This window comes from Bradyrhizobium uaiense (assembly GCF_010811875.1).
Taxonomy (GTDB): Bacteria; Pseudomonadota; Alphaproteobacteria; order Rhizobiales; family Xanthobacteraceae; genus Bradyrhizobium; species Bradyrhizobium uaiense.
This window is the reverse complement of the sequence record NZ_VKHP01000069.1, coordinates 1-15,587: the sequence shown is the minus strand read 5'-3', so window position 1 is coordinate 15,587 and position 15,587 is coordinate 1. Positions and strand designations below refer to the sequence as shown.

Genomic DNA, 15,587 nt, shown 5'->3' with positions numbered 1-15,587 from the left:
GCCATGACTAATCGACTGACCGATCAATTCAAGGGGCTTGTTGGGGCCGGCAAGCTCAGAGCTTCGGCGGCGGGGCCCTGCCCAGGATCGCTTCGATCGACAGGCCGAGCCCGAGCAGTTTGGCATCGCTGCCGACGGGACCGTCGAGCTCGAGCCCGACCGGCAGGCCGCCAGGCGTCATGCCGGCATAGAGCGACAGCCCGGGCAGGCCGGCATTGCTGCCGGGATCGGTGTTGCGGATCATGGTGCCGAAGGTCGGCGCCGGGTCGCCGCCATTGACCGACATCTCGCCGGACCCGGTCTTTTCATCGATGACCGGTGCAGGCGCGATGGTAGTCGGAAACAAGATGGCGTCCAGTTTGTTGTCCCTGAGATAGGCGGCATAGATCGCCTGCAGTGCCGGCCGCTGAACTTTGATGGCATCGTCGTAAGCGGCACCGAAAGCGTCCGCCGTGATCGCACCGAACGCACCGATCACGTCGGGACTGGCGACGCCGGCCGCGATATCCGACAGCGCGATCCCGTCGATCCCGGAGGCGGCGAGCCAGGCCGGGATATCGGCGATCGGTTCATGCAGCGCGACGACGAAGGACACCTTGTCGTTCTGCTCGAACAGGCCGGGCATATCGACATCGACCAGCACGGCACCAGCCGCCGCGAGCCGGGCGCAGGCAGCGCGAGCGACCGCCTCGACACCGCGATCGAGGCCGCTCCAGAAACAGGCGGGAATGCCGAGACGCACGCCGCGCAACAGAATGGGCGTGGCCAACAGCGAGCCTGATATCACGGCATCGAGCAGCGCGACATCGGCGACGGTGCGGCCCATCGGGCCGACGGTGTCGCGGGTATGGCTGATCGGGACCACCTGGTTGTCGTCGTGATAGCGCCGCTCGGCGCCGCCATTGCCGACCGAAGGCCTGAGACCAACCGTCCCGGTCAGCGCCGCGGGCACGCGGGTCGAGCCGCCGGTGTCCGATCCGAGACCACAGGTGGCGATCCGTGCGGCGATCGCCGCCGAGGTTCCGCCCGACGATCCGCCGGGGATCCGGTTGGTGTCGTAGGGATTGCGCACAGGTCCCGCGAACGGCGCGAGATTGGTGCTGGTGATGCCGAAGGCGAGCTCGTGCAGATTGGTCTTGCCGATCACGACAGCGCCGGCGTCGAGCAGCTTCTGTAGCGACGGCGCATTTCGCTTGGGCCGCGCGTGTTGCAGTGCCGGCGTGCCGCCTGACGTCGGCAGATCCGACGTGTTGATGTTGTCCTTGACCACGATGGGGAGACCGGCGAGCACGCCGGTCCGCTTTCCGGCATCGACCTCGCGCGCCGCGGCCAGTGCGGCGTCGCGGTTCAGCACAATGAAGGCGTTGAGGTGCTTGAGCCGCTCGGCACGATCGAGCGCCGCCTCGACGAGGCTGACCGCCGTCACCTTGCCGTTGCGGATATCAGCCAGGATTTCCGCAGCGGTTGCTTCGTTGGTATCCGCCATGCCCTTCGCCCCTTTGCATTGCGGGCGAGAAGCTATTCTTTCGGCCGCTTGTCGTAAACACGTTTCGCCTTGCCGAGCGAACGTTCGAGCGTCTCGGGGGCGACGACGCGGACGCGGGTGGAGATGCCGATCGTGTTCTTGATGAAACCAGCGACCTTTTCGGCATGCGCGGTCAACCCCTCGCCGTCCCAACTTTCGGGCCGGGCTTCGGCGAGCACCGTCATCTCGTCCATGCGGCCTTCGCGGGTCAGCTCGATGACAAAGTGGCCGCCACACCAGTCGGTCGCCAGCAGCGCTTCCTCGATCTGCGTCGGGAACACGTTGACGCCGCGCAGGATGATCATGTCGTCGGAGCGGCCGGTCACCTTCTCCATCCGCCGCATGCCGGGCCGCGCCGTGCCGGGCAACAGCCGCGTCAGGTCGCGGGTGCGGTAGCGGATGATCGGAAAGCCTTCCTTGGTCAGCGAGGTGAACACCAGCTCGCCCTTCTCGCCGTCGGCCAGCACCTTGCCGGTGAGAGGATCGATTACCTCGGGATAGAAGTGATCCTCCCAGATGTGCAGCCCGTCCTTGGTCTCCACGCATTCCTGCGCGACGCCGGGGCCGATCACCTCCGACAGACCATAGATGTCTGACGCGTCCATATCGAAGGCCTGCTCGATCTCGACCCGCATCGCGTTGGTCCAGGGCTCGGCGCCGAAGATGCCGAACTTCAGCGACGATTTGCGCGGGTCGAGGCCCTGCCGCTTGAACTCGTCGAGGATCGCCAGCATGTAGCTCGGCGTCACCGTGATGATGTCGGGCCGGAAATCGTTGATGAGCTGCACCTGCCGCTCGGTCATGCCGCCGGAGATCGGGATCACCGTGCAGCCGAGCCGCTCGGCGCCGTAATGCGCGCCGAGGCCGCCGGTGAACAGGCCATAGCCGTAGGCGTTGTGCATCAGCATGCCGGAACGGCCGCCGGCGGCGCGGATCGAGCGCGCCATGACGTCCGCCCAGGTATCGATATCGGCTTTGGTGTAGCCGACCACGATCGGCTTGCCGGTTGTGCCCGAGGAAGCATGGACCCGCACCAGCTGTTCGCGCGGCACTGCGAACATGTTGAAGGGATAGTTGTCGCGCAGGTCGGTCTTCACCGTGAAGGGAAATTTGGCGAGATCGGAAAGCTGCTTGAAATCGGACGGGTGGACGCCCGCGGCGTCGAAGCTCTTCTTGTAGTGCGCGACGTTGTCGTAGGCGTGCTTGAGCGACCAGGCCAGCCGCCTGGTCTGCAGCGCCATGATCTCGTCGCGCGAGGCGCGTTCAGCCGCATCGAGCTCGGCGTGATAGCCGCTATCCCTGACCTTGAGCTTTGCCGTTGCCATCGACGTTTCCCCTGAAGCCTTATGTCTTGATGTCTGAATCCGGCAGCCAGCTGCCTTGTATCACCCGCGAGTGCCCGCGAAATTCAGCAATCACGCTGTCGCCGGCGGTGACGCGCACGTCGTAGATTCCCGAGCGGCCGCTGCGCGAGATCTCGCGCGCGGTCGCCACCAGACGATCGCCGAGCTTGCCCGGCCGGATGAAAGTGATGTTGCCCTGCGCTGCGACCGCGCGATCGTTATGGCTGTTGCAGGCAAAGGCGAAGGCGGAATCGGCGAGCGTGAAGATGTAGCCGCCATGGCAGATGCGCTGGCCGTTGACCATGTGCGGCTGCACCGTCATCGCCATCACTGCCTGTCCCGGCTTGATCTCGACCAGCTCCATGCCGAGACCCTTGCTGGCGTCGTCTTCCTTCCACATCGCATCCGCGCAGGCGCGGGCGATATCTTCGGGCGATAGCGTGGCCTTCAAATTCACATCGAACTCCCTGTGCGCGGGCCCGTTGCGACGGGCCTCTTGGCGTTACATCAGTGTTTGGCGCGACGCACGAGGCGTCAACGCGCAGATAGATTTAGACGTGGTCGTAATCGACCACGACCTTGCCCGAGCACGGCTTGGCCTGGCAGGTGAGGATGAACCCCGCCTTCAGCTCCCACGGCTCCAGCGAATAATTCAGATCCATCGGCGCCTCGCCTTCGACCAGCTTGGCACGGCAGGTCGAGCACATGCCGCCCTTGCAGGCGAACGGTAAGTCCATGCCGGCGCGCAGCGCGGCATCGAGGATCGACTCGCCGTCGGCCACGGGGACTTCGCGGCGCTTGCCGTCGATGATCAGTCCGGCGATCGCCTTCGGCGGCGCGCCGGCGGGTACGACGACCTTCGGGCGCGGCTTGCCGCCGAATTCCGAGACGAAACGTTCGACATGGATGCGCTCGTCGGCGATACCGATCTCGCGGCAGGTCGCCTCGATGGTCTCGCTCATCGCGGCCGGACCGCAGACGAAGACATGATCCACGGTTGCCGCCGGCACCAGCGAGCGCAGCAGCACCCGCACCTTCTCGCCGTCGAGCCGGCCGTGCAGGATCGGAATGTCCTGCTCCTCGCCCGAGATGACGTGAAACACCGAGAGCCGCTGCATGAAGCGGTCCTTCAGCTCCTCCAGCGCCTCGCGGAACATGACGCCTTCGGTCGAGCGGTTGCCATAGAACAGGAAGAAGCGGCTGTCCGGCTCGCGCGCCAGCACGCCCTTGACGATCGAGAGGATCGGCGTGATGCCGCTGCCGGCGGCGAAGCCGACATAGGTCCGCGCTTCGCCGGGTGCATGCGCGACGCCGAAACGGCCGGTCGGCGTCATCACGTCGAGCTCATCGCCGGTCTTCAGCTCGTCGGCGGCCCAGTTCGAGAACGCGCCGCCATCGACCTTCTTCACCGCGATGCGCAGCTCGCCGTCGTCGGGGCCGGAGCAGATCGAGTAGGAGCGGCGGACTTCCTCGCCGTCCATCGTGGTGCGCAGCGTCAGGTACTGGCCGGGCGTGAAGCGGTAGTCGCCTTGCAGATCGGCGGGGATCGCAAAGGTGATCGAGATCGCATCCGACGCCTCACGGCGCAGATCGCTGACGGACAGACGGTGGAAACGGGGTGTCGACATGGTCAATGACACTTGAAGTAGTCGAAGGGTTCACGGCAGCTCTTGCAACGCCACAGCGCCTTGCAGGAGGTCGAGCCGAACTCGGAGAGCAGCTCGGTATCGCCTGAGCCGCACTGCGGGCACGCAACCGCCTGCTCGCCGAACAACGCGCGGCGCGAGGAGCCCGGCAGCGGCGGTGCGATGCCGTATTCCCTGAGCTTGCGGCGGCCGTCCTCGCTCATCCAGTCGGTGGTCCATGCCGGCGACAGCACGGTGCGGACCTTCGGCCCGCGAATGCCTTCGCGCTCCAGCGCCAGCTCGATCTCGAGCGCGATCATGTTCATGGCGGGGCAGCCGGAATAAGTCGGCGTGATCGCAACCTCGACATGGCCGTCGCGCACCGCGACATCGCGCAGCACGCCGAGATCGGCGATGGTCAACACAGGAATTTCGGGATCGACCACCTGTGCGGCCGCGCTCCAGGCGCGCCGGCGCAGATCGGCATCGCTGAGTGCAACCGTCACCATGTGGCCCCCGGGAAGGTCCGCTGGAGGGACTGTAATTCGCTGAGCAGATGGCCGAGATGCTCGCTGTGGCTGCCGACGCGGCCGCCCCGCTGCATCCAATCGCTCTTCGGCAACGCCAGCGTCGCCTCGTTGACGATACCGGTGACGGTCTTCAGCCAGCGCGACTTTAGCGCCGCCGGATCGATCGCGATGCCGGCATCGATCAGGCCGCGCTCGCCGTCGTCGACCGCGAACATCTCGCCGGTGTAGGCCCAGAGATCGTCGATCGCATTCTGCGCGCGGCGATGGCTCTCCTCGGTGCCGTCGCCGAGACGGACGATCCATTCCGACGAGTGCCTGACATGATAGGCGCTCTCCTTCTCCGACTTCGCCGCGATCGCAGCAAACGTCGGATCGGAGGATCCCATCATCGCGCGCCAGTAGAGATCGGCGAATGCCGCATAGAAGAACTGCCGCACCATGGTGCGGGCGAAGTCGCCGTTCGGCTGCTCGACCAGCAGCAGGTTGCGATACTGCCTGACGTCGCGCAGATAGGCGAACATGTCCTCGTCGTTGCCGCGGCCTTCGACCTTGGCAGCGTAAGTGTAGAGCTCGCGGGCCTGGCCGAGCAGGTCGAGACCCATATTGGCCAGCGCCATATCCTCTTCCATCGCCGGCGCATGGCCGCACCATTCGGACAGCCGATGGCCGAGGATCAGCGCATCGTCGGCGCGGCGCAGTGCGTAGAGCACCAGCGGCGTTTCGGAGACTTCGATATTGGCGGTTGCCATGTTCTAATCCACCTGCATCCACTTGCTCGGCGTCATCCTGAGGAGCCTGCGCAGCAGGCGTCTCGAAGGATGGCCGCGATCGCTACCGGGGCGTCATGGGTCGAGACGGCGCTAACGCGCCTCCTCGCCATGACGGGTGAAAGTCACATATGCCCGACTTCGTCGGGGACGTCGTAGAAGGTCGGGTGGCGATAGATCTTGGATTCCGCCGGCTCGAACATCATGCCTTTCTCGGACGGATCGGACGCGGTGATCGCGTTCGAGGGCACCACCCAGATCGACAGCCCCTCGCCGCGGCGGGTGTAGATGTCGCGTGCGGCCTGCAACGCGAGCGTCGAGTCCGCCGCATGCAGCGAGCCGACGTGTTTGTGCGCAAGGCCGTTGCGGCTGCGGATGAAGACTTCCCAGAGCGGAACGTTCGGCGTGGCCATCTCGGGCTCCCTATTCTGCGGCTTGCGCGAGCTGGCGGCTCTTGCGCTTCTCGGCATAGGCCATCGCGGCCTCGCGCACCCAGGCGCCCTCGTCATGCGCCTTGCGGCGCGCGGCGAGGCGATCGCGGTTGCAGGGGCCGTTGCCGGCCAGCACCTGCTTGAACTCGTCCCAGTCGATCGGGCTGTGCACCCAATTGCCGTTCTCGTTCTGCTTCATGCCGGGATCGGGAATCGTCAATCCGAGGAACTCGGCCTGCGGCACGGTGGCGTCGATGAATTTCTGGCGCAGCTCGTCGTTGGAGAAGCGCTTGATCTTCCACTTGGTCGAGGTGTCGCTGTGCTGGCTGACCTGGTCCGGCGGGCCGAACATCATCAACACCGGCCACCACCAGCGATCGAGCGCGTTCTGCGCCATCGCCTTCTGCTCCGCGGTGCCGCGGCACAGCGTCACCATGATCTCAAAGCCCTGGCGCTGATGGAACGACTCTTCCTTGCAGACGCGGATCATCGCGCGCGCGTAGGGGCCGTAGGAGCAGCGGCACAGCGGGATCTGGTTCATGATCGCCGCGCCGTCGACGAGCCAGCCGATGGTGCCGATATCGGCCCAGGTCAGCGTCGGATAATTGAAGATCGAGGAATATTTCGCCTTGCCGGAGAGCATGCCGTCGACGAGCTCTTCGCGCGAGGTGCCGAGCGTCTCGGCGGCGGCATAGAGATAAAGCCCGTGGCCGCATTCGTCCTGCACCTTGGCGAGCAGTGCGGCCTTGCGGCGCAGCGACGGCGCGCGGGTGATCCAGTTGCCCTCGGGCAGCATGCCGACGATTTCGGAATGGGCGTGCTGGGAAATCTGCCGGGTCAGCGTCTTGCGATAGGCGGCGGGCATCCAGTCGTTCGGCTCGATGCGCTCGTCGGCATCGATGCGGGCCTGGAACTGACTGGTACGGGCAACATCCTCGACGCCGCGATCGTCGCCGTCGGATGAGTTGAGCGCCTGCGTATACATGGCCGACCTCCCAGTGTGTTGTTAGGCAGGAATATATAACACAAATTTCCAAATACAAGATATTTTTGTAATACGTTCAGGCGCCCTCGAAACGCCGTGCCACGGCGCCGTTGGGCTTCGGCAGCGGGCCGTCCTCATTGGTTGCGTGGTCGTCAAGCCATTGTTCCGACGACGGAAGCAGCCCGCGATAGATCTCGCCGCAGAGCTTCCGCGCCGCCCTGCCCGGCCAATCCTTCGGCAGCAGCTGATACGGCAGCAGCGGATCGCGCAGCACGACCCGGCGATAGTGGTGGATCAGCAGGATGCGCGCAGTGAAGGCGTCGGCGTCGCTCAGCCTTTCGCCGCGCACGATCCAGCCGTGCAGGGGCTCGAACGTCTTCATGAACTTCAGATAGGCGTCCGCGGTGCGATGGAGCGGCCAGCTCTCGCTGAGCAGCCGGCGCCCGCTGTCGTCTTCCGCGGAGACTTCGAGCCGGATCGCGCGCGATGCTTCATCCGGGATCGGCACGCCTGACGGCGCAACCCACACGCCGGGCAGCGGGCTGCCGAAGCCGGCATTCTTCAACGCCTCACGCGCGGCGTCGCGGTCCTCGGCATTGCCGATCAAGAGCAGTTCGAAGCGGCCGGTCCAGTCCGACGGCGGCGGATCGTAGATGTGCCTGGTCGCGGTGTCGAAGGTCTGCCGGCCCTTCGCGTTCAGCCGATAGAAGCTGTTGCGGCCGACCTTGCTGCGCTCGAGCCAGCCATCGGCGGCGAGCCGCGACATCGCGGTGCGCACCACGTTGCCGTCGATGTCGAGCGACTTGAAGAATTCGAGCAGCGTGCCGAGCCACACCGCGCCGCCGCGCGGCACGATGGAATCTCCGAACACGGTGATGATGATCGAGCCGGTGCGTGACGGCTCGCGCTTCAGTTGATCGACGATGCGAGCAAGCGGCTGTGGCATGCCTCAACGCATAGCGCGTTTTGTCGATTCACGACAATGCGGGTCTCTTCTCCTTCTCCCCGCGTGCGGGGCCGAGACGAGCGAAGCTCGCTCTGAGAAGGTCGGGATGAGGGGGGCTCTCCGCGTTCACGGTGAGAGACGACTCATGGAGGCTCCCCCTCACCCGGATCGCATTGCGCTGCGCTCCATGCGTTCCGGCCTCTCCCGCAAGCGGGGCGAGGCAAGGAAGGGCGCTTACCTGTTGGGATCCGGATAGACGAAGCTGCGCCAGCCGCTGCGATCGAACGGCGCCCACTCGCCTTCCTTTTGCGCGAGGCGATCGGCAACCGCGTAGACCACCGCCGGGTGATGGCCCATGCCGCAATGGCTGCTCTCGACCTCGATGCTGTCGGTCATCGACGAGCTCTGCTCGCGGCAGCCCTGCCAGGCGCAGACGCCGTCGGTGCGGCTGAAGATCGCGGTGGTCGGCACCGGCGGCGCGCTCGCGAGCGAGCCGCCGAAACGGGAATCCTCTTCGTCGGCCCGGCGGCCGCTGGCCATCTCGTAGACGCGCCAGGCGTTGGTCGACTTCGGGCCCGCGGCGAACGGGCTGCCGAGCGTGATCACCTGGCGCACGCGCTCAGGCATCATCTTGGCAAGCTGGCGCGCATAGAGGCCGCCGAGGCTCCAGCCGACGACGGAGACCTTGCGGCCGGTCGTTTCATTCATCTCCTGCAGCAGGTCGACCATCCCGTCCTGCACGCCGGCGCGAAGCCCGAGGTTGCGGCCCTGGCGCCAGCCGCTGACGGCGTAGCCCTTGCTCCTTAGGAAGTCGCGCAGCAGGCGCGTGGACATGTCGGAGGCGATCAGTCCGGGCAGCACGAGCACCGGATGCCCGTCGCCGCGCGGCGCGAGGCTCAACAGCGGCAATGCACCAAGAAAGGCACCAAGCTCATGAATGGCGCGGCCCTCCAGGAACATCAGTGTCCTGGACGGCGGGCGTAGCGTCTGCGCAGCAACCGACATTTCAGCTCCTCTTCACGGCCCCTGACGTCTCGGCGGCCGGCAATGGATCATCGGGATGGGTCAACAGGATTGACGCAAACCCAGCGGAATCGTTCCGCAACGCAACAATCAACCTTGAAAAGCTAGGGAAGCGATCACTTTCGTGCAAGCGGCCCAGGTCACACTTGCCACAACTTATGTGATCGCCGTGCCCAATCGGTCACAGCAAGCGCAGCACATATTCCAGGGTGTAAAGCGCGAGGCCGGCAAGTCCACCGATCAGCGAGCCGTTGAAGCGGATGTATTGCAGGTCCTTGCCGACATTGACCTCGAGGAGTGAGATCAACTGCTCCATGTCCCAGCTCTTCATCTGGTCGGCGATGAAGGTCGAGACGCCGCTCTTCTGCTCGGCGACAACCGTGCGCAGGATCGCGACCAGCCCCTGATTGATTTCGCCGCGCAGCTCCGCATCGCCATGGAGCGCATCGCCGGCCTCGACGAACATCCTCGCCAGCTGATGCTGCAGCACCTGCGACTCGCCCGACGCGCTGCGCTCGATGAAGTCCTTGACATTGGCCCAGATGGTGCGCCCGAGATTGGCGAGCTCCGGCCGCGCCAGCAGATCGCGCTTGAGACCGTCGATGCGATCGGCGAACGCCTTGTCGCTGCCGAGCCGGTCGACGAACGACAGCAGCATGCGGTCGAACTCGCCGCGGAACGGATGCTGCGGATCGTTGCGCACCTCTTCGAAGAATTTCGTCGCCGAGGCGATGATCCGGTTCACCACGAACTTGTCGGCGCGATAGAGCCTCAAGAGCGTCGGCATCTCGGCGCGGACCTTGTCGCGGATCACCGTCATGGTCTCCTGCTGCGTCAGCGTCTGGTGCAGCGCGCGCAAGAGGTCGTCGAGCAACCCCTCATGCTTGCCCTCCTGCACGAAGCCGCGCAGCGCGCCGGCGGCGAGCGGCGCAAGATCAACCGAGAGGATCTGCGTCGTGACGCGGCGGCTGATGAATTGCATCAAGCCTGAACTCTCGGTTGCCGCGAACGCTTCGGGCAGCATCCGCAGCACGAAGCGGGCGAGATCCTCCGACCGTTTGCGGTCGCGCAGCCAGTCGGCGATGAAGCTGCCGAAATCGATCTCGCGCAGCTTGGCCTCGACCGGTCCGGATTCCAGGAAATTGTTCTCGATGAATTCGCCGAGCTTCTCGGCGATGCGCTCCTGATTGCTCTGGATGATCGCGGTGTGCGGGATCGGCAGCCCCAGCGGCCGCTTGAACAGGGCGACGACGGCGTACCAATCGGCGAGTCCGCCGATGGTCGCGGCCTCCGCGAACGCGGCGATGAAGCCGAACACCGGATGCACCGGCAATAGCGACTTCGATGCAATGAAGACGATGAGGGTTGCCGCCAGCACGCCGGTCGCCAGCCATTTCACGCGCCGCAGCTCGGCGGCACGTTCGGCATCGACGGGCGTTGCGATGAGGGCGGCTGGAAGGGTCATGGGGGCTTGGAATGAACAGTAGTTTACATAGGCGCCGCACGCGCTGGCGTCATCCTGAGGTGCGCGCATTTTGCGCGCCTCGAAGGATGGCCACAAGCACCGTCGCTAGCTCCCATCCTTCGAGGCTCGCTCCGCTCGCACCTCCAACGACAACGGCAAGCCGTTGCGCGAGGATGACGTTCGAGCAGGCAAAAAAGAAGGCCCGCGAAATGGCGGGCCTTCGAAAAGGGCAGTTGGTCAGTGCAAGCGCGATCAGGCGGTCTTGCCGTAGACCTTGGCGAAGTTGTCCTGCGCGGTCTTCGCACCGTCGGTGACGAGCTTGCCGAGATACTCGGTCGTGGCCTTCGCCCGCGAGACGAACAGTTCGCCGCGCGCACGGACCAGGTCCGACTGGATCTGGGCAGCTTCGCTCAGCGACTTGGCAGACGCGAGCTTGTCGATACCGGCGAAGAACGCCTCGGCGTCCTGGTAGATCGCCTGCTGGATGTTGCGGCTGATCTTGGCGGCTTCGGTCACCGAACCGGCAACAGCGGTCTCTATCACGTTGGTCACCTTCTCGGAGCCGGCATAGGCATCGGCAGCGCGGGTCTTGGCGGCCTCGGCCTGCTTCTTCACGAACTCACGGGCGGCTTCCGGAACTTCCAGGTTCTGGAGCTTGGTGAACGCCTCGGTGACGGGCGCGAAAGCTTCCTTGACGCCATTCAGCACGGAATTGGCTTCGGTAGTCATTGGGGTCTCTCCATCCTCAGGTTTGAGCTATGGGCTCACCCCGTCCGGATTGGCCCGGGGCAACGGTGTTATGACACACCCCATGGTGCGCTGCAACATCGATGTTGCAGCGCGACATCACGAACCCGTGAACAGCATGAAGCTCCGGCAGATTGCCTCAGGAACCGGCAGCGAGAGGTATTTAGCCACCCCCAACCGCACCAGGCACCCCGTACGCCTCCATTTGCGCCCGGACCTGCGCCACGTTGTGCCCGAGCACGACGATGTCGTGGGTCTTGCCCTCGACATCCCTGACATGGTCGCGCAGCAGGGCCTCCGCCTTGAAGCCGAGGCTCTCGAACAGCGCGATCGCCGCCCGCTGGTCGACTGTCATCTGCACCGAGAACTTCTCCAGCCCGGCGCCAAGGGCAATAGCGAACGTCTCCTGCGACAACGCCCGGCCGACGCCCTGCCCCCGCACGTCGAGCGACACCACCATCCGGATCTCGCCGACATGCGGCGACCAGGAATGCGGATCGCGCACCAGCGTGCCGCAACCGACCACCTTGCCGTCCTTGATCGCAAGCAGGCTCGTGATGTCGCCACGCTCGATCTCGTTGATCCAGGCCGACAGCACCTTCGGCTGGCTGATGTTGCGCGGCAGGAACAAGAGATCATGCGTCGGCAGCTTTTGCGCGAAGGCCAGCACCGCGGCCTCGTCTGCGCGCTTCATCAGGCGGAACTCGATGTCGCCGGCCTCGGTCTTGACGTGGCGCGGATAGGAACGTTGTTCGGTCATGTCGATCTCTCTCAAGTCGACCCTTGTCAGGTCGATCTTTTGCCCAACCAGGAGTCCAGTTTCGGCCATAGCCGCTTGATTGCATTGGCGCCGGCGACCAGCGAGACGTGACCGCCTTTCAGCATCACCTCCTCCTTGTCCTCGGAGCCGATCTTGGTGATCAGATGTTTTGCTGCGTCATACGGCACGATGTGGTCGTGCTCGGCGACCGCGTGCAGGATCGGCACCTTGATGTCGGCAAGCTTCGCCGCGCGGCCGCCGACCGTCATGGTGTCGTTGTAGAGCTTGTTGTCCCACATCAGGTCCTTGGTGATGGCGCGGAAATATTCGCCGGCGAGCGGCAGCGTGTCGGTCGCCCAGCGATCGAACATCCGGTACGACTTCACGAACTCGTCGTTCCAGATGTTGTCCCAGAGCTGGATCTGGCCGGCGACGCGCGCGGCCGGCCGCAACATGTCGAACGATTGCAGGATCAGCTCGGGCGGCATGTTGCCGGTGCTGTCGATCAGGCGGTCGACGTCGAAATAGCGCCGGTCGGCGAAATTCGAGAACAGCTTCATCTCGCGAAAATCGATCGGCGTGGTGAAGCAGATCAGGTTCTTCATCGGCCCGTCGTTGAAGATCGAGCCATAGAGCAGCGATAACACGCCGCCGAAGCAATAGCCGATCACGGAGACGTCCTTCTCACCGGAGTCCTGCTGCACGCGGCGGACCGATTCCGGGATGAAGTCGAGGACGTAGTCCTCCATGCGCAGGGATTTTTCCTCGGGCTTCGGCGCGGTCCAGTCCAGCATGTAGACGTCGAAGCCGCGCTTGAGCAGGAATTCGATGAAGCTCTGCCCCGGCACCAGGTCGAGGATATAGCCGCGGTTGGTGGTCGCCATCACGATCAGGACCGGCACGCGATAGACTTCGTCGGCCTGCGCCCGGTAGTGATAGAGGTTCATGGTGCCGCGCGAATACAGCACGTCCTTCGGCGTCTCGCCGAGCGCGGGCCCGGAGCTCGAAAAATACTCGACGCCCTTGATGCTGCGCTGAATCGCGCGCTGCACCTCGGACTGCACCCGCTCGGAGATCGAGGCGAAATCAAACCCGGTGGGAGCATTCATTTGCTGTCTCCCTCTGATGGCGGACGCCTGGTGCGCGGCGGCCGTGCCGTCGCGCTGCGGCCGTCGTCCGGCGCCAGCGAATTGTGATGCACCTGCTGCAGCAGCGTCTTGATCTCGTTGAGCTGGTTCTCCATCGACTGCAGGCGTTCGGCCATGCCGACGAGCTGGGCGCGGCTCGGCAGGTTCATCGTCAGCAGATATTTCTCCATCAGCTCGCCGAGCTGCTTCTGCGCGCCCGCCGCGACGCCGCCGGCCTGATTCATCACCTTGGAAAATTCAGGCGAGCTCATCAACTGGTTGCCGAAGGAGTTGAACCCCTTCTCCATCTCGCCAATCATCGTCTGCCAGATCACGGCAGGATCGTTGCTCTTGTCGGCCATGCGGCCCTCCTCCACATCAATCCCGAGCGCTTGCCGCGCTTCCGCTTGTTTGTGCCATACGACACTGTTGCCGTTGATCGGTCAACTGCGGGGCGCACCCACCGACGTCGAAGCCCTTCTGCGCTGCGTCAATCCATGGCAGCATGCAGGTTCCTGATCGCGAATCCAGGAGAGGACGCCCGTGACCACGCTCGCCCATCAGTTGCCGCAACTAACCCGCGCCAACGGCATCGACATCTGTTACGAGATATTTGGCGATGCGAATGCGGAGCCGCTGCTTCTCATCATGGGCCTCGGCGCCCAGATGATCCATTGGGACGACGAATTCTGTCGCCGGCTTGCCGCGCGCGGCTTTCGCGTGATCCGGTTCGACAACCGGGATATCGGCAAGTCGTCGCGGATGAACGGCGGCAAGCGGCTGACCGCGCTCGAGCTCATCAAGCTGCGCTTCCTGAAGATCCCGGTCGCGGCGCCCTATAAACTGGCCGACATGGCGCGGGACACGATCGGCCTGATGGACGCGCTCGGCATCCGCAAAGCGCATCTGGTCGGCGCCTCGATGGGCGGCATGATCGCGCAGGAAGTTGCGATCACCTTCCCCGAGCGCGTGCGCTCACTGACCTCGATCATGTCGACCACGGGCAATCCAAAGATTCCGGGGCCGACCCGCGAAGCGACCGCGGTGCTGATGGCGCCGCCGCCGAAGAGCAAGGAAGAGTATTTCGTCCGCTACGGACAGACCTGGAAGGTGCTGCGCAACGGCTCGTTCCCGGAAGACGAGGCGCTCGACCCCGAGCGCGCGCGGCGTACCTTTGAGCGCGGCCTCAATCCGGAGGGCGTCGGCCGCCAGCTGCGCGCGATCCTCGCCTCCGGCAGCCGCAAGGAGCGCCTGCGCAGCGTCAAGGCGCCGACGCTGGTGATCCACGGCACCGTCGATCCGCTGGTGCATCCCGAAGGCGGCAAGGACACCGCGGTCTCGATCCCGGGCGCAAAGCTCCTGATGGTCGAGGGCATGGGCCATGCGCTGCCGATCCCGATGTGGCCGCAGATCATCGACGCCATCGACAAGCACGCGCATGGCGCGGCGGCGAAGGCGGCATAAGGCCGGCGCGTTTTCGAGGGAAGTGGATACCGGTTCGCGTGAAGAGAACGCGTCAAAACCAGAATCCAGAGCCCCGTTCCGATTCGATCGGAACGGGGCTCCGGTATCTTGGGGTAACCATGTGAGCCAGGAGTGCGTTCTTCCGGGCGCGGCATGGACGCTGTAGAGAGCGCTATCCATCGCTCAGCCTCGGGAGTCACAAGATGAAGACCCTTCTCCGGCCACGGACAGCCGTCGCCGCTCTCCTCCTCGCGCTCGCGTCGTCCTCCGCAATGGCCGCCACCAGTGAGGCGCAGCAGGAAGCCAACCGCAAGGCGGTGCTGGCCTTCTACGACAAGGGGCTGAACCAGAAGGACGCCGATGCGGCGCTCGCCTATGTCGGCAACCGCTATGTGCAGCACAATCCCGGCGCGGCCGACGGCCCCGAAGGCTTCCGCAAATTCATCGCCTTCCTGCGTGAGAAATTTCCGAACTCGCACAGCGAGATCAAGCGTTCGTTCGCCGACGGCGACTACGTGATCCTGCACGTCCACGCCGTGCGCGAGCCCGGCACAAGCGGCAACGCGATCATCGACATCTTCAAGCTCGAGGACGGCAAGATCGTCGAGCATTGGGATGTGGTGCAGCCCGTTCCGGAAAATCCGGCGAACAGCAACACGATGTTCTGAGCGCTAAAGCGCGATGAGATCAGGTTGAACCGGTCGGGCCGCAGAGCGGCTCACCTCTCCCGCTTGCGGGGGAGGGTCGGGGTGGGGGCTTTCTCCACGAGTCGCATCGTTGATACAGCCCCCACCCGCATCGTATCTTCGATGCGATGCGACATGCGACCTCCCCCGCAAGCGGGAGAGG

17 protein-coding genes are annotated in these 15,587 nt (G+C 64.8%); 2 read left to right on the top strand and 15 right to left on the bottom strand.

Annotated elements, in window-relative coordinates:
- Positions 1–55: 55 nt before the first annotated feature.
- The 15 genes from iaaH to FNJ47_RS18390 all read right to left on the bottom strand — a co-directional run bounded on the left by iaaH (position 56) and on the right by FNJ47_RS18390 (position 13,636).
- Complete coding sequence (iaaH, locus tag FNJ47_RS18460) at positions 56–1,486, bottom strand: indoleacetamide hydrolase (protein WP_163155539.1); 1,431 nt, start codon at positions 1,484–1,486, stop codon at positions 56–58.
- A gap of 32 nt (positions 1,487–1,518) precedes the next feature.
- A complete protein-coding gene (paaK, locus tag FNJ47_RS18455) occupies positions 1,519–2,850 on the bottom strand; it encodes a phenylacetate--CoA ligase PaaK (protein ID WP_163155537.1) in 1,332 nt (443 codons plus the stop codon).
- A gap of 19 nt (positions 2,851–2,869) precedes the next feature.
- Entirely contained in the window at positions 2,870–3,325 is a 456-nt protein-coding gene (gene paaI, locus FNJ47_RS18450; RefSeq protein WP_163155535.1) for a hydroxyphenylacetyl-CoA thioesterase PaaI, read from the bottom strand.
- A 94-nt stretch (positions 3,326–3,419) separates the two neighbouring features.
- Complete coding sequence (paaE, locus tag FNJ47_RS18445) at positions 3,420–4,496, bottom strand: 1,2-phenylacetyl-CoA epoxidase subunit PaaE (RefSeq protein ID WP_163155534.1); 1,077 nt, start codon at positions 4,494–4,496, stop codon at positions 3,420–3,422.
- 2 nt (positions 4,497–4,498) lie between these two features.
- Positions 4,499–5,002, bottom strand: coding sequence for a 1,2-phenylacetyl-CoA epoxidase subunit PaaD (gene paaD / locus FNJ47_RS18440; RefSeq protein WP_163155532.1), 504 nt, complete (start codon positions 5,000–5,002; stop codon positions 4,499–4,501).
- The gene (gene paaC / locus FNJ47_RS18435) at positions 4,996–5,772 is read right to left on the bottom strand and encodes a 1,2-phenylacetyl-CoA epoxidase subunit PaaC (RefSeq protein WP_163155530.1); all 777 of its coding nucleotides are present in this window, start codon (positions 5,770–5,772) and stop codon (positions 4,996–4,998) included. Before paaC ends, paaD begins: the two co-directional genes overlap by 7 nt.
- A gap of 143 nt (positions 5,773–5,915) precedes the next feature.
- Complete coding sequence (gene paaB, locus FNJ47_RS18430; protein ID WP_024579339.1) at positions 5,916–6,203, bottom strand: 1,2-phenylacetyl-CoA epoxidase subunit PaaB; 288 nt, start codon at positions 6,201–6,203, stop codon at positions 5,916–5,918.
- 10 nt (positions 6,204–6,213) lie between these two features.
- Positions 6,214–7,206: a 1,2-phenylacetyl-CoA epoxidase subunit PaaA gene (gene paaA, locus FNJ47_RS18425; RefSeq protein ID WP_163155528.1), complete on the bottom strand. Its 993-nt coding sequence runs from the start codon at positions 7,204–7,206 to the stop codon at positions 6,214–6,216.
- 76 nt (positions 7,207–7,282) lie between these two features.
- Positions 7,283–8,152, bottom strand: coding sequence for a phenylacetic acid degradation operon negative regulatory protein PaaX (paaX, locus tag FNJ47_RS18420; RefSeq protein WP_163155526.1), 870 nt, complete (start codon positions 8,150–8,152; stop codon positions 7,283–7,285).
- 234 nt (positions 8,153–8,386) lie between these two features.
- The gene (locus FNJ47_RS18415; protein WP_163155524.1) at positions 8,387–9,157 is read right to left on the bottom strand and encodes an esterase/lipase family protein; all 771 of its coding nucleotides are present in this window, start codon (positions 9,155–9,157) and stop codon (positions 8,387–8,389) included.
- Between the two features lie 199 nt (positions 9,158–9,356).
- Positions 9,357–10,640: a DUF445 domain-containing protein gene (locus FNJ47_RS18410; protein ID WP_163155522.1), complete on the bottom strand. Its 1,284-nt coding sequence runs from the start codon at positions 10,638–10,640 to the stop codon at positions 9,357–9,359.
- A 252-nt stretch (positions 10,641–10,892) separates the two neighbouring features.
- Positions 10,893–11,369, bottom strand: coding sequence for a phasin (locus FNJ47_RS18405; RefSeq protein ID WP_163155520.1), 477 nt, complete (start codon positions 11,367–11,369; stop codon positions 10,893–10,895).
- 181 nt (positions 11,370–11,550) lie between these two features.
- Positions 11,551–12,147, bottom strand: coding sequence for a GNAT family N-acetyltransferase (locus tag FNJ47_RS18400; protein ID WP_163155518.1), 597 nt, complete (start codon positions 12,145–12,147; stop codon positions 11,551–11,553).
- Between the two features lie 26 nt (positions 12,148–12,173).
- Positions 12,174–13,256, bottom strand: a complete 1,083-nt coding sequence (locus tag FNJ47_RS18395; protein WP_163155516.1) for a PHA/PHB synthase family protein — start codon at positions 13,254–13,256, stop codon at positions 12,174–12,176.
- Positions 13,253–13,636, bottom strand: coding sequence for a hypothetical protein (locus FNJ47_RS18390; RefSeq protein WP_163155514.1), 384 nt, complete (start codon positions 13,634–13,636; stop codon positions 13,253–13,255). The genes FNJ47_RS18395 and FNJ47_RS18390 overlap by 4 nt, the downstream gene beginning before the upstream one ends.
- Before the next feature lie 181 nt (positions 13,637–13,817).
- On the opposite strand from FNJ47_RS18390, the gene FNJ47_RS18385 reads away from it, so the two are divergent.
- Both FNJ47_RS18385 and FNJ47_RS18380 read left to right on the top strand, forming a co-directional pair.
- Positions 13,818–14,738, top strand: a complete 921-nt coding sequence (locus FNJ47_RS18385; protein ID WP_163155512.1) for an alpha/beta fold hydrolase — start codon at positions 13,818–13,820, stop codon at positions 14,736–14,738.
- Positions 14,739–15,010: 272 nt separating this feature from the next.
- Positions 15,011–15,406 (top strand): nuclear transport factor 2 family protein, encoded by a 396-nt coding sequence (locus FNJ47_RS18380; protein WP_430649393.1) that lies wholly within the window; start codon positions 15,011–15,013, stop codon positions 15,404–15,406.
- The last annotated feature ends 181 nt before the right edge of the window (positions 15,407–15,587 follow it).